General features: G+C 60.1%; 24 protein-coding genes. 17 read left to right on the forward strand and 7 right to left on the reverse strand.

Annotated features, from left to right (window positions below; translation table 11 throughout):
* The first annotated feature begins 77 nt into the window (after window positions 1-77).
* From ABJP42_RS14465 to ABJP42_RS14475, 3 genes are read left to right on the forward strand one after another with little or no spacing between them, the layout of a single operon-like run.
* Window positions 78-1010, forward strand: a complete 933-nt coding sequence (locus ABJP42_RS14465; protein WP_348341542.1) for a tetratricopeptide repeat protein — start codon at window positions 78-80, stop codon at window positions 1008-1010.
* A gap of 28 nt (window positions 1011-1038) precedes the next feature.
* On the forward strand, window positions 1039-1704 hold the full coding sequence (locus tag ABJP42_RS14470) for an LON peptidase substrate-binding domain-containing protein (RefSeq protein ID WP_348341544.1): 666 nt from the start codon (window positions 1039-1041) through the stop codon (window positions 1702-1704).
* On the forward strand, window positions 1701-1889 hold the full coding sequence (locus tag ABJP42_RS14475; RefSeq protein WP_348341546.1) for a Trm112 family protein: 189 nt from the start codon (window positions 1701-1703) through the stop codon (window positions 1887-1889). Before ABJP42_RS14470 ends, ABJP42_RS14475 begins: the two co-directional genes overlap by 4 nt.
* A 406-nt stretch (window positions 1890-2295) precedes the next feature.
* On the opposite strand, the gene ABJP42_RS14480 is transcribed toward ABJP42_RS14475, so the two are convergent.
* Complete coding sequence (locus tag ABJP42_RS14480; RefSeq protein ID WP_348341548.1) at window positions 2296-3522, reverse strand: FAD-dependent monooxygenase; 1227 nt, start codon at window positions 3520-3522, stop codon at window positions 2296-2298.
* Between the two features lie 157 nt (window positions 3523-3679).
* Between ABJP42_RS14480 and ABJP42_RS14485 the strand changes: the two genes are divergently transcribed.
* The 4 genes from ABJP42_RS14485 to ABJP42_RS14500 all read left to right on the forward strand — a co-directional run bounded on the left by ABJP42_RS14485 (window position 3680) and on the right by ABJP42_RS14500 (window position 10263).
* Window positions 3680-5023, forward strand: a complete 1344-nt coding sequence (locus ABJP42_RS14485; protein WP_348341550.1) for an amidase — start codon at window positions 3680-3682, stop codon at window positions 5021-5023.
* A 145-nt stretch (window positions 5024-5168) separates the two neighbouring features.
* Entirely contained in the window at window positions 5169-6353 is a 1185-nt protein-coding gene (locus tag ABJP42_RS14490; RefSeq protein ID WP_348341552.1) for an aminotransferase class I/II-fold pyridoxal phosphate-dependent enzyme, read from the forward strand.
* A gap of 110 nt (window positions 6354-6463) precedes the next feature.
* Window positions 6464-9556 (forward strand): DNA translocase FtsK, encoded by a 3093-nt coding sequence (locus ABJP42_RS14495; RefSeq protein WP_348341554.1) that lies wholly within the window; start codon window positions 6464-6466, stop codon window positions 9554-9556.
* 101 nt (window positions 9557-9657) lie between these two features.
* A complete protein-coding gene (locus tag ABJP42_RS14500) occupies window positions 9658-10263 on the forward strand; it encodes a LolA family protein (RefSeq protein ID WP_348341556.1) in 606 nt (201 codons plus the stop codon).
* A gap of 264 nt (window positions 10264-10527) precedes the next feature.
* Here ABJP42_RS14500 and ABJP42_RS14505 read toward each other — a convergent pair whose 3' ends face one another.
* The 3 genes from ABJP42_RS14505 to ABJP42_RS14515 all read right to left on the reverse strand — a co-directional run bounded on the left by ABJP42_RS14505 (window position 10528) and on the right by ABJP42_RS14515 (window position 12524).
* A complete protein-coding gene (locus tag ABJP42_RS14505; protein ID WP_348341558.1) occupies window positions 10528-10848 on the reverse strand; it encodes a hypothetical protein in 321 nt (106 codons plus the stop codon).
* Window positions 10849-10987: 139 nt separating this feature from the next.
* Entirely contained in the window at window positions 10988-11575 is a 588-nt protein-coding gene (locus ABJP42_RS14510) for a transglycosylase SLT domain-containing protein (protein WP_348341560.1), read from the reverse strand.
* A 61-nt stretch (window positions 11576-11636) separates the two neighbouring features.
* A complete protein-coding gene (locus ABJP42_RS14515) occupies window positions 11637-12524 on the reverse strand; it encodes an AEC family transporter (RefSeq protein ID WP_348341562.1) in 888 nt (295 codons plus the stop codon).
* Window positions 12525-12609: 85 nt separating this feature from the next.
* On the opposite strand from ABJP42_RS14515, the gene hspQ reads away from it, so the two are divergent.
* Entirely contained in the window at window positions 12610-12936 is a 327-nt protein-coding gene (gene hspQ / locus ABJP42_RS14520; protein ID WP_348341564.1) for a heat shock protein HspQ, read from the forward strand.
* A 202-nt stretch (window positions 12937-13138) separates the two neighbouring features.
* Here the strand turns inward: hspQ and ABJP42_RS14525 are convergent, their stop codons facing one another.
* The 3 genes from ABJP42_RS14525 to ABJP42_RS14535 form a co-directional block, all read right to left on the reverse strand.
* Window positions 13139-14716 (reverse strand): gamma-glutamyltransferase family protein, encoded by a 1578-nt coding sequence (locus tag ABJP42_RS14525; protein ID WP_348341566.1) that lies wholly within the window; start codon window positions 14714-14716, stop codon window positions 13139-13141.
* Window positions 14717-15038: 322 nt separating this feature from the next.
* Window positions 15039-15476 (reverse strand): ATP-binding protein, encoded by a 438-nt coding sequence (locus tag ABJP42_RS14530; protein ID WP_348341568.1) that lies wholly within the window; start codon window positions 15474-15476, stop codon window positions 15039-15041.
* Window positions 15477-15518: 42 nt separating this feature from the next.
* Window positions 15519-15857: an STAS domain-containing protein gene (locus ABJP42_RS14535; RefSeq protein WP_348341570.1), complete on the reverse strand. Its 339-nt coding sequence runs from the start codon at window positions 15855-15857 to the stop codon at window positions 15519-15521.
* A gap of 99 nt (window positions 15858-15956) precedes the next feature.
* On the opposite strand from ABJP42_RS14535, the gene ABJP42_RS14540 reads away from it, so the two are divergent.
* The 9 genes from ABJP42_RS14540 to ABJP42_RS14580 form a co-directional block, all read left to right on the forward strand.
* Window positions 15957-17129: an acetyl-CoA C-acyltransferase gene (locus ABJP42_RS14540; RefSeq protein WP_348341572.1), complete on the forward strand. Its 1173-nt coding sequence runs from the start codon at window positions 15957-15959 to the stop codon at window positions 17127-17129.
* A 164-nt stretch (window positions 17130-17293) separates the two neighbouring features.
* Complete coding sequence (locus ABJP42_RS14545; RefSeq protein ID WP_348341574.1) at window positions 17294-18340, forward strand: alpha/beta hydrolase; 1047 nt, start codon at window positions 17294-17296, stop codon at window positions 18338-18340.
* Window positions 18341-18423: 83 nt separating this feature from the next.
* The gene (locus tag ABJP42_RS14550) at window positions 18424-18879 is read left to right on the forward strand and encodes a GAF domain-containing protein (RefSeq protein ID WP_348341576.1); all 456 of its coding nucleotides are present in this window, start codon (window positions 18424-18426) and stop codon (window positions 18877-18879) included.
* A gap of 66 nt (window positions 18880-18945) precedes the next feature.
* Window positions 18946-19080: a hypothetical protein gene (locus ABJP42_RS14555; RefSeq protein WP_348341578.1), complete on the forward strand. Its 135-nt coding sequence runs from the start codon at window positions 18946-18948 to the stop codon at window positions 19078-19080.
* Entirely contained in the window at window positions 19073-19642 is a 570-nt protein-coding gene (locus ABJP42_RS14560; RefSeq protein ID WP_348341580.1) for a helix-turn-helix domain-containing protein, read from the forward strand. Before ABJP42_RS14555 ends, ABJP42_RS14560 begins: the two co-directional genes overlap by 8 nt.
* 3 nt (window positions 19643-19645) lie before the next feature.
* Window positions 19646-20275: a LysE family translocator gene (locus ABJP42_RS14565; RefSeq protein ID WP_348341582.1), complete on the forward strand. Its 630-nt coding sequence runs from the start codon at window positions 19646-19648 to the stop codon at window positions 20273-20275.
* Window positions 20272-20655 (forward strand): GFA family protein, encoded by a 384-nt coding sequence (locus ABJP42_RS14570; RefSeq protein WP_348341584.1) that lies wholly within the window; start codon window positions 20272-20274, stop codon window positions 20653-20655. The genes ABJP42_RS14565 and ABJP42_RS14570 overlap by 4 nt, the downstream gene beginning before the upstream one ends.
* 15 nt (window positions 20656-20670) lie before the next feature.
* A complete protein-coding gene (locus ABJP42_RS14575; RefSeq protein ID WP_348341586.1) occupies window positions 20671-23121 on the forward strand; it encodes a GcvT family protein in 2451 nt (816 codons plus the stop codon).
* A 38-nt stretch (window positions 23122-23159) separates the two neighbouring features.
* A partial coding sequence (locus ABJP42_RS14580) for an alcohol dehydrogenase family protein (protein ID WP_348341588.1) occupies window positions 23160-24193 on the forward strand: 1034 nt, incomplete at its 3' end.

Raw genomic sequence — 24193 nt, forward strand, 5'->3', positions numbered from 1 at the left:
TCTCTTGGTTTCTGTGCCTCAGGGCTTCATATAGAAGTCAAACAGAGGCCAAGCTTCAAACGGAGAAGATTGAGACAATGGATATTATTGGCGGAGCGGGCACCGCAGCCCCCGCAGGAGATCTGATCAAGGAGGTCGGCGAGGCGACCTTTATGCAGGATGTGGTTGAGGCCTCGATGCAGGCGCCGGTCATCGTGGATTTCTGGGCGCCCTGGTGTGGCCCTTGCAAGACGCTTGGGCCTGCCTTGGAGGCGGTAGTGAGCAAGGCCAAGGGCGCGGTCACCATGGCCAAGATCAATGTCGACGAAAACCAGCGTCTGGCCCAGGCTCTGTCGCAACAGGGCTTGCCACTGCAATCGATCCCAACCGTGGTGGCCTTTGTTGAGGGGCGCCCTATCGATATGTTCCAGGGCAATGTGCCGCCCAGCGAGATCGAAGCCTTTATCAACAAGGCGATCGAAGCCGGCGGCGGCAGTGCCGATGGCGGTCTGGCAGAGGCGCTGGAAGTGGCGGAGCAGATGCTCACGGATGGCGAGGTTGCCGATGCGGCGCAGACCTTTGCCGCCATTATTGGCGAAGATGACAAGAGCGCTGCGGCCTATAGCGGCTTGGCGCGGGCGCATATCGCGCTGGAAGATCTCGATCAGGCCGAGGCCGTGCTGAACGGTGCCCCGGCAGAGATTGCTGACGCAGCCGAGATCGAAGCCGCACGCGCCCAGATCGAGCTGGCACGCCAGGCAGAAAGCGCCGGTCCGGTAGCGGAGCTGGCGGCCAAGGTCGAGGCCAGCCCCGAGGATCATGAGGCCCGGTTTGAGCTGGCACAGGCGCTGCATGCGGCGGGGGATGCTGAGGCCGCTGTCACGGAGCTGCTGGAACTGTTCCGCCGCGATCGCGAGTGGAACGAGGGGGCCGCCAAGGCGCAACTGTTCACCATCTTTGATGCGTTGCCCGCCAATGATCTGGTGGTTCTGAACGGCCGCCGCAAGCTGAGCTCTTTGATATTTGCTTAATCGGGCAACCGCCCTACAGTAATATCTCATGATGCATAGCGCAGATCTGCCGGACACACTTGCTGTCTTTCCGCTGCCCCGGGCAATTCTTTTGCCCCGGGCCCGGCTGCCGCTGCATATCTTTGAACCGCGTTATCTGCAGATGTTTGAAGATGCGCTGAAGACTCCGGCGCGCCTGATCGGCATGATCCAGCCCTGCCCTGGCCAGATGGACCAGTCTGGAACAGTGAGCCAATCGGAGGATGGCCTGCAGGCAATCGGCTGCGCCGGTCGGGTGACGCAGTTTTCGGAAACCGAAGATGGTCGCTACATGGTGACGCTGTCGGGCCTGTCCCGGTTTCGCATCTTGGGAGAGATATCGGGCTTCAGCCCCTATCGGCGCTGCGAGGTCAGCTGGGGCGGTTTTGAGCGGGATCTTGGCGCCGGAGAGAGTGACCCGGCCTTTGATCGCGCCGGGTTTCTGGCCCTGTTGGAGCGGTTTTTTCTGGCGCAGGGTCTGTCGACCGATTGGGGCTCGCTGCAAGAGGCGGAGGATGAGCTGCTGATCAACTCCCTGTCGATGCTTTTGGAGTTTGAGCCAGAAGACAAACAGGCCTTGCTAGAGGCGCCCTGCCTTGTCACAAGACGGGAAACCCTGGTGACTTTGATTGAATTTGCTCTGCGTGGCGGGGCACATGAGGACATCCTGCAATGAGTGAAACAAAACCCGTGGCCTTTGATCGCCGCATGCTCGAGGCGCTGGTCTGCCCCAAGACCCAAGGGACGCTGGAATATGACGCCGAGGCGCAGGAGCTGCGCTCCAAGGCGGCCAATCTGGCTTTCCCGATCCGCAATGGCATACCGGTGATGCTGGTCGACGAAGCCCGCGTGATGGAGTGAGGCCAGGGGCCCACCGAGAAAACTGCTCCGTTTGCGCAGGACCCCTGTTGAGTGTCCTGTGGTTAGGTGAAAGGGAGGAGCTCCCGCCCCCGCAGCCGCCCTTTGGGGCGTCTTGGCGGCCTTGGGCTCGGCGCTGTGCTGGCGCACAGCGGGCCTACATCCTGGACAGTTTTACAGCAAAAATGTCCAGGTCAATAACGGGGCAAGTAAACGGGAAATAGGTAGCGACCCTGAGCAGGACTGCCAGAGAACCTGCTCTGTCATGGGGCAGGTTGTGGTTGATGCGGTACAGGTGATCCAGGCGGAGCCGCGCCTTGCCACAGGCAAGGCGCCCGGCCCAACCAGATGGCAACACAATTTGTGTTGCCGGTATGGGCGGGAGCGCTCCCCTGTCTGAGGCGCTGTCCTAAATGGCTTCGCCTTTCAGCAAGCGCGGCAGATCGCCGGTCAGGCCAGCCGCTTCGCGCATAAAGCCACGTCTGAGGCCGGGCAGGCTGTTGACCAGCCCCATGCCAAGGTCGCGGCCCAGCCGCAGCAGCGGATTGTCGTTGGAAAACAGCTTGTTCACCATATCTGTGCTGGCGGCCAGAGTGGCGGTGTCAAAGCGGCGCCACTGCTGATAGCGGTCCAGAACCAAGGACGAGCCGATATCTTCGCCGCGCCTCTTGGCTTCGGTCAGCACCTCAGCCAGGGCGCCCACATCGCGCAGGCCGGCGTTCAGTCCCTGGCCTGCAATCGGGTGCATGCCATGGGCGGCATCACCAATCAGCGCCATGCGCTCATCGGTGAAACTATTGGCGATGGTCAGGTTCAGCGGATAGGTGAACCGCTTGCCCGCCAGCGAGATCTCTCCGAGAAAATCACCAAAGCGCGGTTTGAGCGCGGTGATATAATCGGCATCATTCAAGCCGTGAATGGCCGCGGCCATTTCGGTCTTTTCGCTCCAGACAATTGAGGAGCGGTTGCCGGGCAGCGGCAGCACTGCCAGTGGACCCGGCGCCATAAAGAACTGATGTGCAATGCCGTGATGTGGTTTTTCATGATCAATGGCGCAGACCAGTGCCGTCTGCCCATAGTCCCAACCTGAGCGTTTGATGCCCGCACGGGCTGCAGTGCCGCTTTTTCGCCCATCGGCGCCAACCAACATGCCACCGCGTAGGGTATCGCCACTGTCCAGCGTCAGGGTTACCCCGGTCTGGTCTGCCGCCTGGGCTACCACGCGGGCTTCGTTGATCATGGTGATGCGGGGCACCTTCTCCAGTGCCTGCAGCAGAGCGCGGCGCAGGAAGCGATCCTCCAGCATATAGCCCATTGGGCCTTCCTCGATTTCGCGGTGATCAAAATGCAGGAAAAATGGCGCTGCGCCGGTCCCGGCATGACCGTCACTGGCCTTGATTTCCAGCATCGGCTGCGCCTGTTCTGCCACCTGCGACCAGACGCCGATCTGCCCCAACAACCGCTGCGAGGCCAGGGCAAGCGCATAGCCACGGCCATCAAATTCTTCATCCTCAAACTCACCCCTGGGCAGGGCATCTACCACGGTGACACTATGGCCGGTTTGCGCCAGCGCCAGAGCCAGGGCAGGGCCGTTCAGGCCGCCGCCGACGATCAGGATATCGGATGTGTTTTTCATACCCCGCAATATGCGCCGATTGCCGGGATTGTCCATGGGCCGAAGCGTCGCTGCGCGGGGATAAGCCGGGCCTTGCCACCACCAGGGGGCGCTTCGGCATTGTGCCACTGCACCGGGGGCGCTACCGTCGCGGCAAAACCAGATAGGAGAGCGCGAGATGCAGGCGTGGTTGAAGATGAGTGCCGCTGATTTGGGACGCGGCATTGCGGCAAAAGAGATCGATCCGGTCGCCCTGACCAAGACCTATCTGGAGGCTATTGACGCCCATCCGCATCGGGATCGGATCTATAGCGAAGTCACCCATGACCGTGCCCTGGTCGAGGCCGAAGCAGCCGCACTCCGGGCCAAACAAGGCCTGCGACGCTCAGCCCTGGATGGGGTGCCAGTGAGCTGGAAAGACCTGTTTGATTCCGCCGGCACCCAAACCGAGGCAGGCTCGGATCTGCTGAAAGGCCGGGTGCCGGATCAGGATGCACTGGTGCTGGAAGTGGCCACATCAATGGGCACCGTCTGCCTCGGGAAAACCCATATGAGCGAGCTGGCCTTCTCCGGGCTGGGGCTTAATCCGGTAAAGGCCACACCGCCTTGCATCAATGACGAGGCAGCGGTGCCGGGTGGGTCGTCCTCGGGGGCGGCGGCCTCGGTGGCCTTTGATCTGGCGGCGGGGGCAATCGGCTCTGACACTGGGGGATCTGTGCGTATTCCCTCGGCCTGGAACGATCTGGTGGGGCTCAAAACCACTGCGGGGCGGATCAGCCTGGAAGGGGTAGTGCCGCTCTGTCTAAAGTTTGACACTGTAGGTCCGCTGGTGCGCTCGGTTGAGGATGCGGGGTTGTTCCTAGGTCTTTTGGAAGGCACCGAAGGTCCGGATCTGCTTGGCCCAAGCAGCCTCAAGGGGCGGCGTTTTGCTGACCTGCGGACGATTGCGCAGGATGATCTCGACCCGGTTGTGGCCGAAAGCTACGCCAGCGCCCTGCAAAAACTGCAGGATGCCGGTGCAGAGATCCTGCCGCTCGAGGTGCCGGAACTGGTTGAGGCCATGGAGCTCAGCGCCATTTTGTTCACCACCGAGGCCTATGGGCTGTGGAAAGATGTGATCAAGGCCAGCCCGGAGGTGATGTTTGACAAGATCTTGGAGCGGTTCCAGGCTGGCGCGCAGTTCTCCGGTCCGGACTATGTCGCGGCCTGGGCCAAGCTGGAGCAGGCCCGGATGGCCTGGGATCAGGCCACGGCTGGTTTTGATGGGGTGCTGTCACCCACCTGTCCAATCCTGCCGCCAAATCTGGCACGCCTGGAACAGGAAGAAGACTACTACGTGAAGGCAAATCTGCTCACCCTGCGCAATACCCGTATTGGCAACCTGATGGGCACCTGCGGGCTGAGCCTGCCGACCGGTATCCCCAGTTGTGGTTTGCAAATCCTCGGCCAGCCGGACTGCGAGGAAGCTCTGTTGCGGCTTGGCGTGGGTGTCGAAGCAGCCCTGGCGGGGGCAAAAGCCTGACGCAGGTCGGCCTTCGGGGGAGACGAGTCTGGCTGGAAAGCCACAAATTTGGTCAAGGCCGCATGCGGCGGCTGGACGCATTGGGTCTGGCGCTGTAATTTATCCCCAAACGGGGCGGAAATGATCCCGAACTTGAGGCACAGCTATGAACTTCCCTGAGCGGTTTGCGAACCTGCCAGCCTATGCGTTTCCGCGCCTGCGGGCGCTTTTGGACCATCACGCGCCCGGCGGCGCTGTGGTGCATATGACCATTGGCGAGCCAAAACATCAGTTCCCCCAGTGGGTGACCGATGTCATCGTTGAAAAGGCCGCCGGCTTTAACAACTATCCGCCCAATGATGGCTCGGACGAATTGCGCGGTGCCATGGCGACCTGGATTTTCGGTCGCTACGGCGTGACCATGGATCCGACCACGCAGATCATGGCGCTGAACGGTACCCGCGAGGGGCTGTACAATGCCGCCATGGCTCTTTGCCCCGAGGCAAAGAACGGCCAAAAGCCAGCGATACTGATCCCGAACCCCTTTTATCAGGTCTATATGGTGGCCAGCCTTTCAGTGGCGGCAGAGCCGGTGTTTTTGTCGGCCACAGAAGACACGGGCCATCTGCCCGACTATGAGAGCCTGCCGGCAGAGCTGCTGGATCGCACGGCAATTGCCTATATTTGCTCGCCGGCCAATCCGCAGGGCGCGGTGGCGGATCGCGCCTATTGGCAGCGTCTGATTGCCCTGGCCGAAAAACATGATTTCTGCATCTTTGCCGATGAATGCTACAGCGAGATTTACCGTGATGAGGCCCCGATTGGTGCCCTGACCGTGGCGCAGGAGATGGGGGCGGACCCTGACAGGGTGGTGCTGTTCAATTCATTGTCGAAACGCTCTAACCTGCCGGGGCTGCGCTCTGGGCTGATTGCCAGCGGGGCAGAAAATATCAAGCGGATCAAGCAGCTGCGCGCCTATTCCGGTGCGCCTTTGCCGGGGCCTCTGCAGGCCGCTGCCGCAAAGGTCTGGTTAGACGAGGCCCATGTGGTGGAAAACCGCGGGCTCTATGTTGAGAAATACAAGGTCGCCGATGAGGTCTTTGCCGGGCTGGAGGGCTATGTCTCTCCCAGTGCGGGGTTCTTCCTGTGGCTGCCGGTGCCGGATGGCGAAGCGGCGGCGCTGAAGTTGTGGCAAGAGGCTGGCGTGCGGGTTCTGCCTGGGGCTTATCTGGCGCAGGGAGAAGGCGATGAGAACCCCGGCAAGGGCTATATCCGGGTGGCGCTGGTGGCTTCTGCGGAGGTAACGCGAGAGGCGCTGACCAAGCTGCGGCGCTGTCTTTCCGACAACTGACTGACTGCGGTTGCGCCTCGGCAAGGGGCTCCACCGCCAAGATAAAACGGCCGGTGATCAGATCCTGTGGTACAATCAGGGCCCATCGGCAGCAATGAACCGAGGTAGGCATGGCATTTCAAACCCGCAGCAGGGACCCCCTGCTAGACAGTAAGATGCAGGCGGCGATCGAAAAGCGTGGCAAAGAGCTGATTGGGATTTTCCTGATCGGGTTGGGTCTGTTTGTGGCTGCTATGGTTGGTTCCTACACGCCGGATGATCCCAATTGGATGGTCTCGACGGATGCGCCGGTGCAAAACTGGCTGGGCCGCCCCGGTGCTTCGATTGCGGCGCCTCTGTTCATGATTGTTGGCTGGGCTGCCTGGAGCCTGGCGCTGACGCCCCTGGCCTGGGGCCTGCGATTTCTTACGCATAGTGGCGAAGACCGTGTACTGAGCCGGATGATTTTTGCGCCGGTGCTTTTGGCCGTGGCCTCGATCTATGCCGCCACCTTGGTGCCGGGCGCGGAATGGAAGGCTACCCACAACTTTGGCCTTGGCGGGCTGTTTGGCGATACCGTGATGGGGGCGCTGCTGACGCTTCTGCCGATGAGCTCGCATTTCGCGGTCAAGCTGATGTCGCTGCTGATGGCCTTTGGCATGTTGACCCTTGGCGCCTTTGTGGCCGGGTTCAGCCGGGCCGAGATGGCACGGGCCGGGCGCTATCTGACGCTGGGCTTTGTGATGTTCTATGGCGGCATTGCCAGCCTGCTGGGGCGGGGTGCCACCAGTGGTTTTCAAGCGGCAATGGCGCTGCGCAATGAACGCCGTGCTGCCCGGCTGCAGGCCGAAGAAGATGCCTGGATTGCCGATGACGATGGCGCTGCGATGTTTGAAAGCTACAGCGATGATAGCGGCGAAGATGTGGTCGAGGAACAGATGGCAGAGAAGCCCGAAAAGCCGGGCCTGTTTGCGCGGGTGCCGGGGCTGATGCGCCGGGCTGAGGCCGAAGAGCTGCCAGATCAAATGCCAGAGCCGGAACTGGTGGAGACAGATCAACCCGGTGAATCCCTACTGTCGGGGGATGAGCGGATTTCGGAGAAAATTGCCAGCGCCGTACGGATCCGCCGTGCGGCCGGACAATTGCCCGAGCCTGATCCTGATCTGCCGCTGACCAAAGGACGTGGTAAACGGGCCGAACCCCTGCTGTTCAATCCCAACCCAGCGCCTGCCGGACTGCCACCAGAGCCGCCCCTAACTGCGGCTTCGGGTATCCCTGCATCGCCTGAAGCTGTCGCAACCGCTGCAGCTCTTGCTCCCAGTGCTCCTGTTGCGCCCAGCTATGAAGCCGCCTTTGATGGCTATGAACCCGCGCCAGCGGAAATGGGTCAGCATTACGAGCCAGAAGAGGTCGAACCTGTTTCCACTCCCGGTCCCACCCCTGCGCCCGTTGGCCTGTCGCCGGACCGGGTCGCCATGGAAGATCTGCCTGTTGGACGGGTGATCAATCGGGAGTTTGGCGCAGCACCACAGGCTGGAACACAACAGGCTGCCGCCGCGCAGAAGCCGATGGAGGTCGCGCCATTTGAATTGCCGGTGGCAGAGCCACGCAAGGTGGTGGTGGAACAGCCGCAGCGCAAAGCCGTGCAACCTTCGACACGCGCCAAGGCCGAGGCACAGCCCGGTCTGGCCTTTGAAGAAAACGAAGCCGATTTTGAACTGCCGCCGCTGTCTCTTTTGGGTCACCCCAATGGGGTGGAGCGTCATCACCTGAGCGATGAGGCGCTGGAAGAAAACGCGCGGATGCTGGAAGTTGTGCTGGATGACTATGGCGTCAAGGGCGAGATCGTTTCGGTCCGTCCCGGTCCCGTTGTCACCATGTATGAGCTGGAGCCTGCACCGGGTCTCAAGGCCAGCCGGGTGATTGGCCTGTCGGATGATATCGCGCGCTCAATGTCTGCCCTGTCGGCCCGAGTCTCCACGGTGCCGGGCCGCACGGTGATTGGCATCGAACTGCCCAATGAAAAGCGCGAAATGGTGAACTTCCGCGAGATTCTGTCGAGCCGCGATTATGGCGATGGCACCCAAAACCTGCCGCTGGCGCTGGGCAAGGATATTGGCGGTTCCTCCATGGTGGCGGATCTGGCCAAGATGCCGCATCTGCTGATCGCCGGGACCACCGGTTCGGGTAAATCGGTGGCGATCAACACCATGATCCTGTCGCTGCTCTACAAGCTGACGCCCGAGGAATGCCGTCTGATCATGATCGACCCAAAGATGCTGGAACTCAGCGTTTATGATGGCATCCCACATCTTCTGTCACCGGTTGTGACCGATCCCAAAAAGGCAGTTGTTGCCTTGAAATGGGTGGTGGGCGAAATGGAAGACCGCTACCGCAAGATGTCCAAGATGGGTGTGCGCAACATTGCCGGCTATAATGGCCGCGTCAAAGAAGCCATGGCCAAAGGCGAGATGTTCAGCCGCACGGTGCAGACCGGGTTTGACGATGACACTGGCGAGCCAGTGTTTGAGAGCGAAGAATTCGCCCCCGAAACCCTGCCCTATATCGTTGTCATCGTCGATGAGATGGCCGATCTGATGATGGTGGCCGGCAAAGAGATCGAAGCCTGCATCCAGCGTCTGGCGCAGATGGCGCGGGCCTCTGGTATTCACCTGATCATGGCCACCCAACGGCCCTCGGTGGATGTGATCACCGGCACCATCAAGGCCAACTTCCCCACCCGGATTTCCTTCCAGGTGACCTCCAAGATCGACAGTCGGACCATTCTTGGCGAAATGGGGGCGGAACAGCTCCTCGGGATGGGGGACATGCTCTATATGGCGGGCGGGGCCAAGATCACCCGTTGCCACGGTCCATTCGTTTCGGATGAAGAGGTCGAAGAGGTGGTCAACCATCTGAAACAGTTTGGCCCGCCAGAATACATGGGCGGCGTGGTGGAGGGCCCCGATGACGAGAAGGCCGATAACATCGATGCGGTTCTGGGCCTGTCGACGGGGGGCAATACCACGGGTGAGGATGCGCTTTATGATTCTGCAGTGCAGATCGTGATCAAGGATCGCAAATGTTCGACCTCCTATATCCAGCGCAAACTGGCCATCGGCTACAATAAGGCCGCCCGCCTGGTGGAGCAGATGGAGGACGAAGGTCTGGTCTCCCCGGCTAATCACGTTGGCAAACGCGAGATTCTGGTGCCGGAGCAATAAGGCCCCGTGAAGCCCTGGCAATTCTGAGCAAACTATCGCGAGGTCGGCCCGCATCTGGGGCGGCCTCTTTTCTTTTCTGCACTAGGGCTTATCTAGGGTTTATGAAAAAAATTATCTCTGTCCTGGCGCTTGCCGTCACCGCCACATTGAGCAGCTCTCTGGCCTGGGCCGAGGGCAAGCTGAGCCTTGCCGAGATTTCCGGCTATCTGAACGAGATGAAGACTGCGACGGCAACCTTTACCCAGATCAATGATGATGGCTCGCTGTCTACGGGTAAGCTCTATCTGCATCGCCCCGGCCGGATGCGGTTTGAATATGATGGCACTGATGCGGGCACCGTGGTGGCGGGATCGGGCGCTGTGCGCATTCATGATCCCAAATCCAACCAACCGCCCGAGACCTTTCCGCTGCGCCGCACGCCGCTGTCGATCATCCTGGCCAAACGGGTCAATCTGGATCAGGCTAATATGGTTGTAGGCCACGGCTTTGATGGCACCTCGACCGTGGTGCAGGCGCAGGATCCCGAAAACCCGGATTACGGCAGTCTGGAGCTGATGTTCACCGGCGCGCCGGTGGAGCTGCGCAAATGGGTGGTGCATGACGGGGCAGGGGGAAAGACCACCGTGATCCTCGGCGCGCTGGAAACCGGCATGCGCCTGCCGTCCACCCTGTTCAGCGAAGGGGGTGGCGGCAACAGCTCACCCTAGCGACTAAGGCCTGCGGTACTGGACAAAGCGACAACTGTTTCAGAAAGCCACTGTTTCAGAAAGCCACCGCGTCCGAACCGAGGGGAGGAAGCAAAGCGCCCGCCCTGTGGGGGCGGTTCGGGCGCTGCCAAAGCTGCGCTTTGGCAATGCGTAGCACTCCTGCGGTTTTGGATCAGCTCGAATGGCTGTTTAGCGGACCAAGCTGCCGTTGGATCAAAGAAATTTAACGGCGGCATTGCTGGCAATGTCCTATTTTCCCTCACTTCACGGAAGATATTCCGGAGCAGCGATCTGTAAGAAACAGACCACCAAAAACAGCGTCAAGAAACTCACCGCCACGTACCCAATGGCTTTAGCCCACTTTCGCCGTAACTCGGGAAAAATCTCACCTGCAATAAAACGGCCAAAGCTGTTTTGAGGGCTGTTTGCGTTGCCCAACGCTTTCCTTGGCACATGCGCACCATCCCAGTTCGACGTCCCGAATAAGGTGAAGATGACCCTTGCCTGCCAAAAAAACGCAACCCCGAAAGCGATTAGAGCGTTTGCAAACAGCAAAAGTACAAGGGAGGAAACGACATAGGACATGAACTTCGAATACCGGCAAATGGCACGTTTTTCAATTTGCATTGCAGACATTCATGCATAGCGCAGCATTGAGCACTTTGGGCTCGAAGCTGCCGTTCTCTGCGGTGAGGAAAACGACAGCTGTGTTGGTACTTTCTGATCAGCGGGCGCGGCGGCAGGTGGCTAGTTGCGCCTGATACATCTGCGAGCGGGCTTCGACCTTGCTGGCGACTCGCAACAGCCAGGTTTTGGACCTGTAAGTGCCACGCGCATAGCCGGCATGGCCATCGTGATAGGCCAGATACTGGTTGCGGGCATCATAGAGCGGGATGCCGTTCTTTTCCAAACTGGCATTCATATACCAACCCATAAAATCAGTGGCGTCCTCGATCCGGTCGCGTTTGGCGCGGCGGCGTCCGGTGTCACGTTTGTAATCTTCCCATGTGCCGTCCAGGGCCTGGCCATAGCCAAAGGCGCTGGACTGCCGCCCCATAGGGATCACCCCCAGCAGGTATTTATGCGGGGTGCGGGCATTGGCGCGGAATTTGCTTTCCTGATGGATGGTGGCCATCTGCACATGGATGGGCACGCCCCAGCGACGCTCAGCTGCGCGAAAGGCCTTCAGATATTTGGGCCGCTCCTTGATGATACTACACGCATTGTCCAGATTGCGGGGGGGCGTGTTGGTGCCACCACCGCAGGATGCGACGATCAGAAGAAGGGCGAGTGCGACGATGATTCTGCTCATTGCCTCTGCCTCAGTTGTTATATTTTTTTGCCATTCTAGCGAAATTTGCCAAAAGAGAAAATCACAAATCAATCAAAACCGACAGGACCAGCGGCAGGGCGGCTATGGACATCAGGGTAGAGACCACCACCAGCCCGGCAACGGCCTCGGCATCGGCGCCAAATTTTTCGGCCAGGAGGTAAGAGGTGACAGCGACGGGCGTGGCCAGTTGCAGCACCAAGACGCCAAAGGCGATCTGATCAAGGCCAAAGGCCAGGCCCAGTGCCCAGCCAATGGCGACGCTTGTCGCGAGCTTGGCCAGGGACAACAGCATAGCCAGACCGGTTTTGCCGGGGGTGAGCCGGGCGATGGCCACGCCCAGAGTGATCAGCATGAGGGGAATGGCCATCTGGCCAATGAGATCCAGTGCATTGGTCAGGAACTTTGGCGTCTGCCAGTCTTGCCATAGGAACAAAGCGCCCAGCACTGTGGCCCAGACCATGGGTTCGCGCAGCGCCTTGCCACCGCCGCCCTGTCCCGCCACCAGCGACAACCCAAGGGTAAAGGACAACACCGCAGAAACCGCCAGCATGACGACGGCATAGCCAAGGCCAGCCTCGCCAAAGGCAAAAAGCGCCAGGGGAATGCCAAGATTGCCGGTATTGCCAAAGATGAAGGGTGCCAGATAGGTCTGCCGATTGAGGCGCCCGGCTTTGATCAAGAGCGCCCCAACCAGAGCGAGCAGAAAATAGCCCAGAATGGCCGCCAGGACAAAGCTGCCAAGCGCGCCCTTATCCAGCTCGGTTTTCATCAGGGCGGTGAAGATCAGCGCCGGGACCGCCAGGGTCATGGCCAGACGGGTGACAAACTGAATGCGGTACTCAAACCCTAGTTTGACCCAGGTAAATCCCACCCCCGCGAGCAGGAAAACCGGGGCGGTGATTTCAAGCACTGTCAAAGCCAGGTTCACAGACTGTTTCCTCGAAAATTTGCGTCAAGAGTTGGACATCTGCCAGCGATCCGCGCTAGTAACAAGGGATAGGGACGGGCTGGAAATGTTACGAACACGCGCAAAATATAATCTCGGACAGGTGGTCCGGCACCGCAAACACCCCTTCAGAGGGGTGGTTTTTGACGTGGATCCTGAGTTTGAAAACACCGAAGAATGGTATGAGTCCATTCCCGAGGACAGCCGCCCGGTGAAGGATCAGCCGTTTTACCATCTGCTGGCTGAAAACGATCAGACCTATTACGTGGCCTATGTGTCAGAGCAAAATCTGGTTGCGGACTATTCCGGTGAACCGATCAGCCACCCGGATCTGCCCGAGATGTTTGATAAGTTTGATGGCGCCGCCTATGCGCTGCAGTATCAGCTGAACTGAGCCGCCTGCGTCCGGCAGGCTTGCAGCGCGCCGCTCTTTCCTGCGGGCAAGATTACCTTGTTGATATGAAGATGTGCCACTGCAGAGGGGGGCTCCCGCCCCCTGTTGCATGGCTGGCTGCGCCAGACCTGACAGGCGTTGGGCCGGGCGCCGGACCTTCGGCCCGGCGCGGGTGTGGATCAACGGCAGGCCGCGCTTTGGGTCAATAGCCCAATGCACAGCCATCTTTGCGGGGGTCACTCGCCCCTTCCAGAAGACCGTTTTCGTGGATCCTGATGGCCTGTGCGCCGCCTATGGCCGTATCGGGCACATCGACCCGGTGCCCCAGGTCGGCCAGGGCTTGACGGGTCTTGTCGCTATAGCCGCGTTCGACCTTGAGGATGCCATTATCCGAGAAGCTGCGTGGCGCATCGATGGCGGATTGGGCATCCATGCCAAAATCGCACAGGTTAGAGACAAAGCGGGCGTGGCCATTGGGTTGGTAAGCGCCGCCCATCACCCCGAAGGGCATGATCACCTGGCCCTCCTGACGCAGCATGCCGGGAATGATGGTGTGCATCGGGCGTTTGCCGCCGGCCAGTTCGTTTGGATGGCCCTCTTGCAGAGTAAAGCCCGCGCCGCGGTTCTGCAGCAGGATGCCAAATTTTTCGGAGGCAAGGCCGGAGCCAAAGCCATGAAAGATCGAATAGATCAGCGAGACGGCCATCTGATCCTTGTCGACCACGGTGATATAGATAGTGTCCTTGTGCACGGCCTCGCTCAGCGGGGCGGCGGCAGCCATGGCGCGTTTGGGATCAATCAGCCCGGCCAGCTGCGCGGCCGTTTCCGGTGCCAGCATATGGTCGAGCCGCTGGGTGTGGTCGGGGTCTGCCAGAAAGCGATTGCGGGCATCATAGGCCAGTTTGGCGGCTTCGGCCTCGATATGGGCGCGTTCTGCCCCCAGAGGATCCATTGATGCGATGTCAAAATGGCCGAGGATGTTGAGCATCAGCAGGGCGGTGGCGCCCTGCCCGTTGGGCGGATGCTCAACCAGATCGACGCCTTTGTAGGGGGCGGAGACCGGGGCGACCCGGTCAAAACCTGCGGAGGCAAAATCCTCCAAGCTGTGATGCCCGCCTGCCGTCTGTAGGGTGGCGATCATGTCCTCGGCGATTTCGCCGGTGTAAAAGGCGTCGCGCCCGTGCTTGGCGATGCGGCGTAGGACCTCGGCCTGGCCGGGGGCGCGAAAGACCTGCCCGACCTGTGGCGGCTTGCCATCAAACAGGTAAGCGGCGCGGGCGGAGCCCTGCAGGGTGCCCGCGTCATTGCTCCAGTCAAAGGCCACCCGAGGCGCCACGGGAACGCCCGCCTCTGCATAGTGAATGGCAGGGGCCAAAAGCGCATCAAGCCCCAGTTTCCCTTCGGTTTCGGCCAGATGACAGAAGGTCTCTATCGCGGTAGGCACGGTGACCGCATGGGGGCTGCCCAGGGGAATGCTGCCCAGCCCCTGATCGCGCAGCTCTGCTGCACTGGCAGCGGCAGCGGCGCGTCCTGATCCGTTCACTGCCTGGATATTACTATCGCCTGCGCGCGAGAAGAGCACAAAGCAATCACCGCCGATCCCGGTCATCTGCGGCTCACAAATGCCCAGCAGAACGGCGCCGGCAATGGCAGCATCCATGGCGTTACCGCCACGTTTCAACACGTCAATTGCAGCCCCGGCAGCGAGGGGGTGCGAGGTGGCGCAAAGGCCGTTCTGAGCAAAGACGGCAGAGCGTCCGGGAGATTGAAAGTCGCGCATGTACCACTCCTGTTGTGTTGCCGGGCAGGGTAGTGGCTGGATTGGCAATGACAATGCTCAAAACGAGAAATCTGACCGCTAGCAAGGCAGAACAGATGAGCCTTTGGCAGCAGGGCAGGGATGCGCCTGGGGGTGCAGATCTGGTATTGGAGGTGTCTTCGGGGGAGGTATCCCTGGCGTCACACGATCGGTGGGGGCTTAGATGTCTAACGCCAGGGGAAGCTATGTCAGCTACGTATTAAGGCATAGCTCAGGCTTTGGGCGGGAGTTGGTCGGCAATGTGGCGCTTGTGTGGCGAGATCTGCGCGGCTCTGGCCTGACGTCAGGCACGGTCCGGAAACAGCTCAAAAAACAGCGAAAGTTGATTGTTGCCATTTTCGCGCGCGTAATGCAGCCGACAGGTCAGCTCGCGGATAAGGAACCAGCCAAAACCGCCCTCGGGCAGGGTTTCCAACGGGCCAGAGATCTCTGCGGGGGTGCCCGCGGGCAACTCCCCATTGGGAAGCGGTGGTCCGGCGTCACTGATCTGGATGTGCAGGATTTCATCGGCGATACGGCATTGAATGCGCACATCACCCGTTGTCGTATCCCCATAGGCGTGTTCGACAACATTATTCACGGCCTCTGCCAAGGCGATTTGCACATCTCCTGCGCGGTCCTCCGGCAGGTCTATGTCTCGCAGGCGTTCCATAACCGTCGAGATGCCAGATCGGGCATCCAGCTCGGTTGCTGTGAACGAACATGCAAAAGATTCAGCCATTCATTTCTCACTTCCGCCCTATTGCGGTTCGATGGGCGGGGTTCAGGTCTCGTTGGCGCTTACGGCTTCGTTCAACGAGCTGTAGAGATTAAATATCGTATCCATGCGCGTCAGGCGGAAGACTTTTTCCACCATCGGTGTCGGACCAGCGAGATCCAGGCGGCGGTCCCGACCCAGCTGCTTCATGGCGGCAACGATGGCGCCCAAACCGCTGGAATCAATGAACTGCACCAGCGACAGATCCAGGATTACCCGGTCCGGTCCGCTTTCTGTTTCCGCGCGCATATCTTCTTTGAATTGAATGGCCATGGCTGCATCGATGCGCTCAGCATTTACAGTCACAATCTGTGCACCATCGGCCTTGGTACTTGTCAGGCTCATAGTGGTCCCCCGGTAAGTTGTCTCAACGTATTTATACCAGTCTAGACCTTAATCCTTAGCATTCGGTATGTTTATTGGCGACGATTGGAGGAAGATCTGATGAAAAATGTTGTGATTGCGGGCGCGGCGCGGACGCCAATGGGCGGGTTTCAGGGCGCTTTTGACAGCCTGCCTGCGGCTGATCTGGGCGGGGTTGCTATCAAGGCGGCGCTGGAAGGTGCCGGAGCTAAGACGGTAGATGAGGTGCTGATGGGCTGTGTCTTGCCCGCAGGCCAGGGCCAGGCTCCTGCGCGGCAGGCGGGGTTTGCGGCGGGCCTCGGCGAAGAGGTTCCGGCGACAACGCTGAATAAGATGTGTGGCTCGGGAATGAAAGCGGCGATGATCGCCTATGATCAGATCGCGCTGGGCCAGACCGATACGGTGGTTGCTGGCGGCATGGAGAGCATGACCAATGCGCCCTATCTGTTGCCCAACCAGCGCGGTGGGGCCCGGATTGGCCATGGCCAGGTCATGGATCATATGTTCCTGGATGGGCTGGAAGATGCCTACGACAAAGGCCGTCTGATGGGCACCTTTGCCGAGGACTGCGCCGAACACTACCAGTTCACCCGCGAAGCCCAGGATGAATATGCGCTGAAATCCCTGTCCAATGCGCTGGCTGCCCAGGAAAGCGGCGCCTTTGAGGGTGAAATTGCCAGCGTCTCTATCAAGAGCCGCAAGGGCGAGGCGACCCATGCCGCAGATGAGCAGCCCGGCAAGGCGCGTCCTGAAAAGATCCCAACGCTAAAGCCTGCCTTCCGCAAAGATGGCACGGTGACGGCGGCCAATGCCTCTTCGATCTCGGATGGGGCTGCGGCCCTGGTTCTGGCCTCGGAAGAGGCTGCGGCGGCGCAGGGATTGACCATGCGGGCGCGTGTTCTGGGCCATGCCAGCCATGCCCAGGCGCCTAGTTGGTTCACCACCGCACCCGTGCCTGCCGCCAAAAAGCTGCTCGACCAGATCGGCTGGAGCGTTGCGGATGTCGATCTTTGGGAAGTGAATGAGGCCTTTGCCGTGGTGCCGATGGCCTTCATGCATGAGATGGGCATCAGCCGCGACAAGGTCAATGTGAATGGCGGTGCCTGTGCGCTGGGCCATCCCATTGGTGCCTCGGGTGCGCGCATCATGGTGACATTGCTGAATGCCTTGGAAAAACGCGGTCTCAAACGCGGCGTTGCCGCGATCTGCATTGGCGGCGGCGAAGGCACGGCCATCGCCATCGAACTGGTCTGATCCAGACCTCCCCAGTCCAGTCCTGGGGAGGCAGAGTTTTCTCCGCCTCCCCGCCCAATCCGTCACGTCACTGCGCTTGTAGGGTGGCGGCTCCCGGCTCAAAATCATCCTTGTTTAGCTGATTCTTTTGAGAGTGCTGAGGCTGTCAGCGCTGGGGATTTTCAATGTCTAAAGTCAAATTGATTGCAGCCTTGTTGCGGGTGCTGATGCCCGAAGCCTTGGTGCGGTTGCTCTATGGCGGGCGTTTGCCGGTGGTGGCGGGGCGGCAGGCCGATCCAAAGGCGCAGGCGGTCGCGGATCTGGTGGCGTTGGTGCGCCAGCCAGGCGTGGTGCCAACGGTGGAGGAAAGCCGGGAACAGCTTGCCGGGTTTGTGGCGCGTTTTGATGCGCCCTGTGTCGATCCGGTGACACGCGAGGACATGACCCTTCCAGGCAGCGAGGGGCCGCGTCCGGCGCGGATTTATCGACCCGAGGGATTTGATCAGAGCAGGCCTCAGCCTGCGCTGATGTATCTGCATGGCGGCGGCTGGATTCAGGGCAGTATCGATAGCCATGATGCGCTTTGTGCCAAATTGGCGGCGCGGGCAGGGATCTGCGTGGTCTCGTTCAGTTATCGGTTGGCACCGGAACACTCCTTTCCGGCGGCCCCTCAGGATGTGAGGACCGGGTATCTGGCCCTTCGGGCACAGGCGGCAGAGCTGGGCATAGATGGGGATCGTATTGCCCTGGGCGGTGATAGCGCCGGGGCCAATCTGGCGGCCAGCCTGTTGCACAGCCTATCGGAGGCGAAGCTGCCCCTGCCATGGGCGCAGGTTCTGGTTTATCCGGCGGTGGATGCGCGGCTGAATTCGGAGTCTATCCAGGCCCTGCAGGATCACCCCTTGTTGGCGATGTCACGGATGAAATGGTATCTGGATCTCTATGCACCAGAGCCGCAAGACAAGCTTGTCCCGGAGATCTCGCCGCTGATGTCACCCTGCCTGACAGGTCAGCCGCAGGCCTTTGTGCTGGTGGCCGGGCATGATCCCCTGTGGGAGGATGGTCTCTCCTATGCAGCGGCGCTGGAGGCGGCAGGTGTTGCGGTGACTGTGGCGCGCTATCCCGGTCAGGTGCATGGGTTTTTGAATCTGTCGAAGGTGATCCCGCAGGCCGATACTGCGATCTCTGAGGTGGGAGATTGGCTGCGCCAGGCGCTGGAAAACCCGGCCTAGCCGGATCCAATGTTTTCTTGCCCTGGGAGAGGCGAACGCGGTAGAGCGGCGCTGAATGATCATGGTTGCTGGAGTGAAACAAGATGAGCCTCGATTACACCACAGTGGCCAAAACAATTGCTGCGCTGACTGAGGGCGAGAGTGACGCGGTGGCGCTGATGGCCACGGTGGCCTGCGAGCTGCACCACAGCGATGATCGCTTTGACTGGACCGGATTTTACCGGGTGGTGGCGCCGGAGCTGCTGAAGATCGGCCCCTATCAGGGCGGGCATGGTTGCTTGCAAATTCCGTTTTCGCGCGGTGTTTGCGGTGCGGCGGCCCGCGAGGGCGCGGTGCAGCTGGTGGCAGATGTTGAGGCCTTTCCCGGGCATATTGCCTGCGCCACTTCAACCCGGTCAGAAATTGTCTTGCCGGTTTGGAATGCAGATCACGTGCTGATCGCGGTTCTGGATATCGACAGCGACCAGCCGGATGCCTTTACCCAAGACGATGCGGATCAGCTGGCGGCAATTCTGGCGCAGGTGTTTGGCAGGATCTGATTTGGGTTTAGGGGCTTTGCCCCTCGGCCCCTGGCCTCACCCCAGGATATTTTTGGCCAAATGAAAATGCCGGCGCTGGAATGCGCCGGGTTTTCTTTTGCAGTCGTGAAAAAACGCTTGGAAATTTCACCGACTCAGGGCATCGTGAAAAAGTGGGTGAAATTTTCACCAAGCTTTTTAGGAGATCCGAGCCGTGAGTAACCAAGCCCCGCAACCTGCAACCCTGGGCGCTGATATTCGCGCCCTGCGCAAGGCGCGTGGACTTACCCTGACGGATATCGCTGGCTTACTGGAGAAATCCGTGGGCTGGCTCAGCCAGGTGGAGCGGGATCTGTCGGAACCTTCGATTTCAGATCTGCGCCAGCTGGCCCAGTGTCTGGGAGTACCAATGTCGATGCTGTTTGCCCATTCCGGTGCGAGGGCGGATGAGCATGGCTATATCGTGCGGGCCGGATCGCGCCGCCCCATGGGGTCAGGCGAGGAAGGGCTGATCGAGGAGCTACTGTCGCCGGATCTGACGGATGATTTTGAAATGGTGCATTCCACCTTTCGTCCCCATTCAGAGATGCAGGAACCGGCCAACCGGCCGACGCAGGAGGTGGGCTACATGATTTCAGGGCGGTTGGATCTGCTGATAGACGGGCGGCGGTTCTCTGTTGGCCCTGGAGACAGTTTTCGCATCAAGCATCAACCCTACCAATGGGCCAACCCCTATGATGAGCCAGCCGTTGCGGTCTGGGTCATCGCGCCACCGGTGTATTGAGCCATGAGTTTTGAAGCCTGGACCATATTTGTGCTGTTCTGGGTGGTCTTTGTCACCACGCCGGGCCCCAATGCGGTGAACTGCATCTCCAATGGCATGATGCTCAGCTTTCCCAAGGCCATGTTAGGGGTGCTGGCGATCCTGACCCAGGCGACGCTGTTTCTGTTGCTCTCGGCGCTTGGGGTCACGGCGCTGATCGCGGCCTCACCGACCGGATTTCTGGTGGCCAAGATCCTGGGCGCGGGGTTTTTGATCTTCCTTGGAATTCGCAACTGGCGCAATGCTGCCAAACCGGTTCCGGCGGTAGAGAGGCCAGCCCGCCATGTCTATCTGCATGCGCTGGCGGTGGCGGTGATCAACCCCAAGAGCGTTGCCGGCTATTTGGCGGCATTCTCCCAGTTTGTGCAGCCCGAAGTGCCGATCTGGAGCCAGATGACGGTGATCATGCCCACTGCCCTGGTTCTGACTGCGCTGAGTTATACTGGCTTTACCCTACTGGGTGTGGTGATGGGCCGGGCGGCGTTGAAGGCGGTGTTCAACACCTGGATCCGCCGGGTTCTGGCCCTGTGTTTCATTGTCTATGGCGTGCTTTTGGGAGCCAGCAGCACACCGCAATTGGAGACCATGCGATGAGCAATCCCGTAACACGTGGCGCCTGCCTATGTGGCGATATCCAGTTTGAAACCACGGCCCAGCCCAAAGGTGCCTCCATGTGCCATTGCAGCCAATGTCGTAAGCAATCCGGCGGCATCTGGTCCTCGGCCTATGTCAAGGACACAGAACTGCAGATCACTGGTCCGGTCAGCTGGTTTGAAGCCAGCCCAACGGCCAAACGCGGCTTTTGTGCGCGCTGCGGGTCCTACCTGTTCTGGAAGGCCCATGACGAGGACACCACCAGTTTTGCCCTTGGTGCGCTGACAGCGCCGACGGGGATCACAATCGAAAAACACATCTTTGTGCGCGACAAGGGCGATTTCTACGAGATCGCCGATGGCGTTGCGCAACGAGACTAAGACAAGGGAGCAAACATGTCTGATTTTCCTACACAGGCCCGCGTGGTCATCATCGGCGGCGGGGTCATTGGCACCTCAACGCTGTATCATCTGGCCAAGAAAGGCTGGAACGACTGCGTGCTCTTGGAAAAGAACGAGCTGACAGCCGGATCCACCTGGCATGCGGCGGGCAATGTGCCGACCTTTTCCAATTCTTGGTCGATCATGAATATGCAGCGCTATTCAACCGAGCTCTATGCACGTCTGGGCGAAGAGGTTGATTATCCGATGAACTATCACCAGTCCGGCTCGATCCGGCTGGCCCATAGCAAGGAGCGGATGCAGGAGTTTGAACGCGCCATGTCGATGGGCCGCTATCAAGGCATCGAGATGGAGATGTGGACGCCAGAGCAGGCCAAGGAACACTATCCCTTCCTCGAAACCCATGATCTGGAAGGGGTGCTTTATGATCCGACCGATGGGGATATCGACCCCGCCCAGCTGACTCAGGCCCTGGCCAAGGGTGCGCGCGACATGGGGGCCAAGATCATCCGTTTCTGCCCGGCCACCGGGGTGACCCAAAAAGAAGACAAGACCTGGATCGTCCATACTGAAAACGGCGATATCGCATGTGACAAGGTGGTCAATGCGGCCGGCTATTATGCCCAGCGGGTTGGCGAATGGTTCAAACCCTTTGGCGGCCGTTCGGTACCGATGATGGTGATGAGCCACCAGTACCTGCTGTCGGAGGAAGTGCCGGAGGTAGAAGCCTGGTCCAAAGAGAATGGCGGCAAAAAGCTGCCGCTGCTGCGCGACGTGGATGTCTCTTACTATCTGCGCCAGGAAAAGCACGGATTCAACCTTGGCCCTTATGAACCCAACTGCAAGGCGCATTGGGAGACTGAGGCTGACCCCATGCCCGAGGATTTCTCCTTCCAGCTGTGGAATGATGACCTCGACCGGATCGAAGAGATTGTCACGGATGCGATGGAGCGGGTGCCACTGATGGCCAGCTCTGGCGTGTCGCGGGTGATCAACGGACCGATCCCCTATGCCCCGGATGGGTTGCCACTGATTGGCCCGATGCCGGGTGTTGATAATGCCTTTGAGGCCTGCGTCTTTACCTTTGGCATCGCCCAGGGCGGTGGCGCTGGTAAATGTATGGCGGAATGGATCGTTGACGGGGAAACCGAATGGGACATGTGGGCGGTCGATCCGCGCCGTTACACCGATTACACCGATCACGACTACTGCGTGAAAAAGGGCATGGAGGTCTATGGCAACGAATATGCCATGCATTTCCCTCATCACGAATGGCCTGCCGCCCGCGACAAAAAACTGAGCGCCGCCCATGCGCAGGTGCTGGAGCTTGGCGGTGTCATGGGCGCCTACAATGGCTGGGAACGGGCCAATTGGTTTGCCAAGCCGGGCGATGACACCTCAGAGGAAGCCACCCATACCTGGGGCCGCTCCGGTCCCTGGCAGCAGCGGGTCAAGGAAGAATGCGAAGCGGTGCGCGATGGCGTTGGCGTGCTGGACCTGCCCGGCTTCTCCCGGTTTGAGTTGAGCGGTGAGGGCGCGGCGGAATTCCTGCGCGGCATGGTCACAGGTGGCTTGCCCAAGGTGGGCCGGATGAACCTGGTCTATTTCTCGGATAATCGTGGCCGTATCCTGACCGAAATGTCCTGCGTGCGGCGCGGCGAAGACGCGTTCACCATGATCACCGCCGCCTCGGCCCAGTGGCATGACTATGAGATCCTGCGCCAGGCACTGCCTGCGGGGCTGACGCTGGTGGATCGCACCACCGAATTTGCCACCATGATCGTCACCGGCCCAAAGTCACGCGATCTGTTTGCCGGGCTGAGCGACGCCGATCTGTCGCTCGGCTGGCTGACCCATCAGGACGCCACTGTGGCAGGTAAACCTGCCTTCCTGGCGCGGGTGTCCTACGCCGGTGAGCTGGGCTGGGAGGTGCATTGCGGCAATGCAGATCAGGGCGAAATCTATGCCGCTTTGATTGCGGGCGGGGCGGTGCCCTTTGGCATGTATGCGCTGAACGCGTTGCGGATCGAAAAGGGCTATCGCACCTGGAAAGGCGATCTTTCCACCGATTACACCCTGCTCGAAGGCGGGCTGGGGCGCTTTGTCAAACTCGACAAGCCACAGGATTTCCGTGGCAAGGCCGCTATCCTCAACGAACAGCAGCAGGGGCCAAAGAAGGCCTTTGTCACCCTGGTGGTTGAGGCCGGGGATGCGGATGCGCCCTATATGTCCTGCATCTGGAAAGACGGTGAAATCATTGGCGAAACCACCAGTGGTGACTGGGGTTACCGGGTCAATGCCTCGATCGCGCTGGGCACAGTGCGGGCCGATCTGGCGGTACCGGGCACCGCTGTAGAGGTCGAAATCTACGGTGAAAAATGTCGCGCCGTGATACAGGAAGACAAGCCACTTTGGGATCCTGACAATGAGCGCCTGCGCGCTTAACTCGCCTCTGGCTCACCATATTCTGAAAGGAAAGACGCATGTCAAATCTGATGCAGGGTGTTTACCTGACCGGGCATGGTGGGCCGGAACAACTGGAATTTCGCAAGGACATCCCTGTTCCGGCCCCCGGGCCGGGGCAGGTTCTGGTCCGGGTAAAGGCGGCCGGGATCAACAATACTGATATCAACACCCGCATCGGTTGGTATGCCTCAGAAGTGACCGGAGCGACGGATGCAGTGGATCAGGAGGTCGAGGCCGGGGGCTGGGGCGGAGCGCTCAGCTTTCCGCGTATCCAGGGCGCCGATCTATGTGGGGTTGTTGAGGCGCTGGGAGAGGGTGTCAGCCAGTTTGTGATTGGCAACCGGGTCACCTGCCCGGTGAACCTGCCCCGCGTGCGCCCGGGCGCGCCGATGGGTTTTATCGTGATTGGTTCAGAGATTGACGGTGCCTTTGCGCAATACTGCGTGGTGGATGCCGATGATCTTTATGATGTCAGCGCCTCACCGCTGACGGATGTGGAAATCGCTGCCATTCCCTGCGCCTTTGGCACCGCCGAAGGCATGCTCAGCCGGGCCGGTGTCACCGCGGGCCAAGAGGTGCTGATCACCGGTGCTTCGGGTGGCGTTGGGCTGGCTGCGGTGGAATTGGCGGCCTTGCGCGGCGCCTCGGTGACGGCGCTGACCGGGGCGGCAAAGGCCGAGGCGGTGCGTGGCCAGGGTGCAAGCACCACATTGGACCGCAATGCCGCGTTGCCAGAGGGGCAATTTGACGTGGTGATTGACGTAGTAGGCGGTGAGGGCTGGGGCAATCTGATCCTCGCCCTGAAACCCGGCGGGCATTATGCGGTGGCGGGGGCCATTGCTGGGCCGATTGTGGCGGCGGATCTGCGCGATATCTACCTGCGCGACATCACCCTGCATGGCTGCACCTACCAGTCTCCTGAAATCTTTGGCCGATTGGTGACCCTGATGAACGCGGGGCGGATCAAGCCCTTGGTATCACGGACCTATCCGCTGCAAGAGATCGCCCAGGCTCAGGAAGATTTCCAATCCAAAGCACTACCCGGACAACT

Origin of the sequence: Pseudophaeobacter sp., from assembly GCF_039971195.1 — a bacterium.
GTDB lineage: Bacteria > Pseudomonadota > Alphaproteobacteria > Rhodobacterales > Rhodobacteraceae > Pseudophaeobacter.

Coding starts and splice junctions, on each gene's coding strand:
- hspQ (WP_348341564.1), top strand. CDS start 12,610: ATGTTACGAACACGCGCAAAATATAATCTCGGACAGGTGGTCCGGCAC.
- ABJP42_RS14575 (WP_348341586.1), top strand. CDS start 20,671: ATGTCTGATTTTCCTACACAGGCCCGCGTGGTCATCATCGGCGGCGGG.
- ABJP42_RS14505 (WP_348341558.1), bottom strand. CDS start 10,848: ATGTCCTATGTCGTTTCCTCCCTTGTACTTTTGCTGTTTGCAAACGCT.
- ABJP42_RS14465 (WP_348341542.1), top strand. CDS start 78: ATGGATATTATTGGCGGAGCGGGCACCGCAGCCCCCGCAGGAGATCTG.
- ABJP42_RS14475 (WP_348341546.1), top strand. CDS start 1,701: ATGAGTGAAACAAAACCCGTGGCCTTTGATCGCCGCATGCTCGAGGCG.
- ABJP42_RS14535 (WP_348341570.1), bottom strand. CDS start 15,857: ATGAGCCTGACAAGTACCAAGGCCGATGGTGCACAGATTGTGACTGTA.
- ABJP42_RS14485 (WP_348341550.1), top strand. CDS start 3,680: ATGCAGGCGTGGTTGAAGATGAGTGCCGCTGATTTGGGACGCGGCATT.
- ABJP42_RS14540 (WP_348341572.1), top strand. CDS start 15,957: ATGAAAAATGTTGTGATTGCGGGCGCGGCGCGGACGCCAATGGGCGGG.
- ABJP42_RS14570 (WP_348341584.1), top strand. CDS start 20,272: ATGAGCAATCCCGTAACACGTGGCGCCTGCCTATGTGGCGATATCCAG.
- ABJP42_RS14495 (WP_348341554.1), top strand. CDS start 6,464: ATGGCATTTCAAACCCGCAGCAGGGACCCCCTGCTAGACAGTAAGATG.
- ABJP42_RS14490 (WP_348341552.1), top strand. CDS start 5,169: ATGAACTTCCCTGAGCGGTTTGCGAACCTGCCAGCCTATGCGTTTCCG.
- ABJP42_RS14470 (WP_348341544.1), top strand. CDS start 1,039: ATGATGCATAGCGCAGATCTGCCGGACACACTTGCTGTCTTTCCGCTG.
- ABJP42_RS14480 (WP_348341548.1), bottom strand. CDS start 3,522: ATGAAAAACACATCCGATATCCTGATCGTCGGCGGCGGCCTGAACGGC.
- ABJP42_RS14525 (WP_348341566.1), bottom strand. CDS start 14,716: ATGCGCGACTTTCAATCTCCCGGACGCTCTGCCGTCTTTGCTCAGAAC.
- ABJP42_RS14555 (WP_348341578.1), top strand. CDS start 18,946: ATGCCGGCGCTGGAATGCGCCGGGTTTTCTTTTGCAGTCGTGAAAAAA.
- ABJP42_RS14530 (WP_348341568.1), bottom strand. CDS start 15,476: ATGGCTGAATCTTTTGCATGTTCGTTCACAGCAACCGAGCTGGATGCC.
- ABJP42_RS14510 (WP_348341560.1), bottom strand. CDS start 11,575: ATGAGCAGAATCATCGTCGCACTCGCCCTTCTTCTGATCGTCGCATCC.
- ABJP42_RS14565 (WP_348341582.1), top strand. CDS start 19,646: ATGAGTTTTGAAGCCTGGACCATATTTGTGCTGTTCTGGGTGGTCTTT.
- ABJP42_RS14550 (WP_348341576.1), top strand. CDS start 18,424: ATGAGCCTCGATTACACCACAGTGGCCAAAACAATTGCTGCGCTGACT.
- ABJP42_RS14500 (WP_348341556.1), top strand. CDS start 9,658: ATGAAAAAAATTATCTCTGTCCTGGCGCTTGCCGTCACCGCCACATTG.
- ABJP42_RS14545 (WP_348341574.1), top strand. CDS start 17,294: ATGTCTAAAGTCAAATTGATTGCAGCCTTGTTGCGGGTGCTGATGCCC.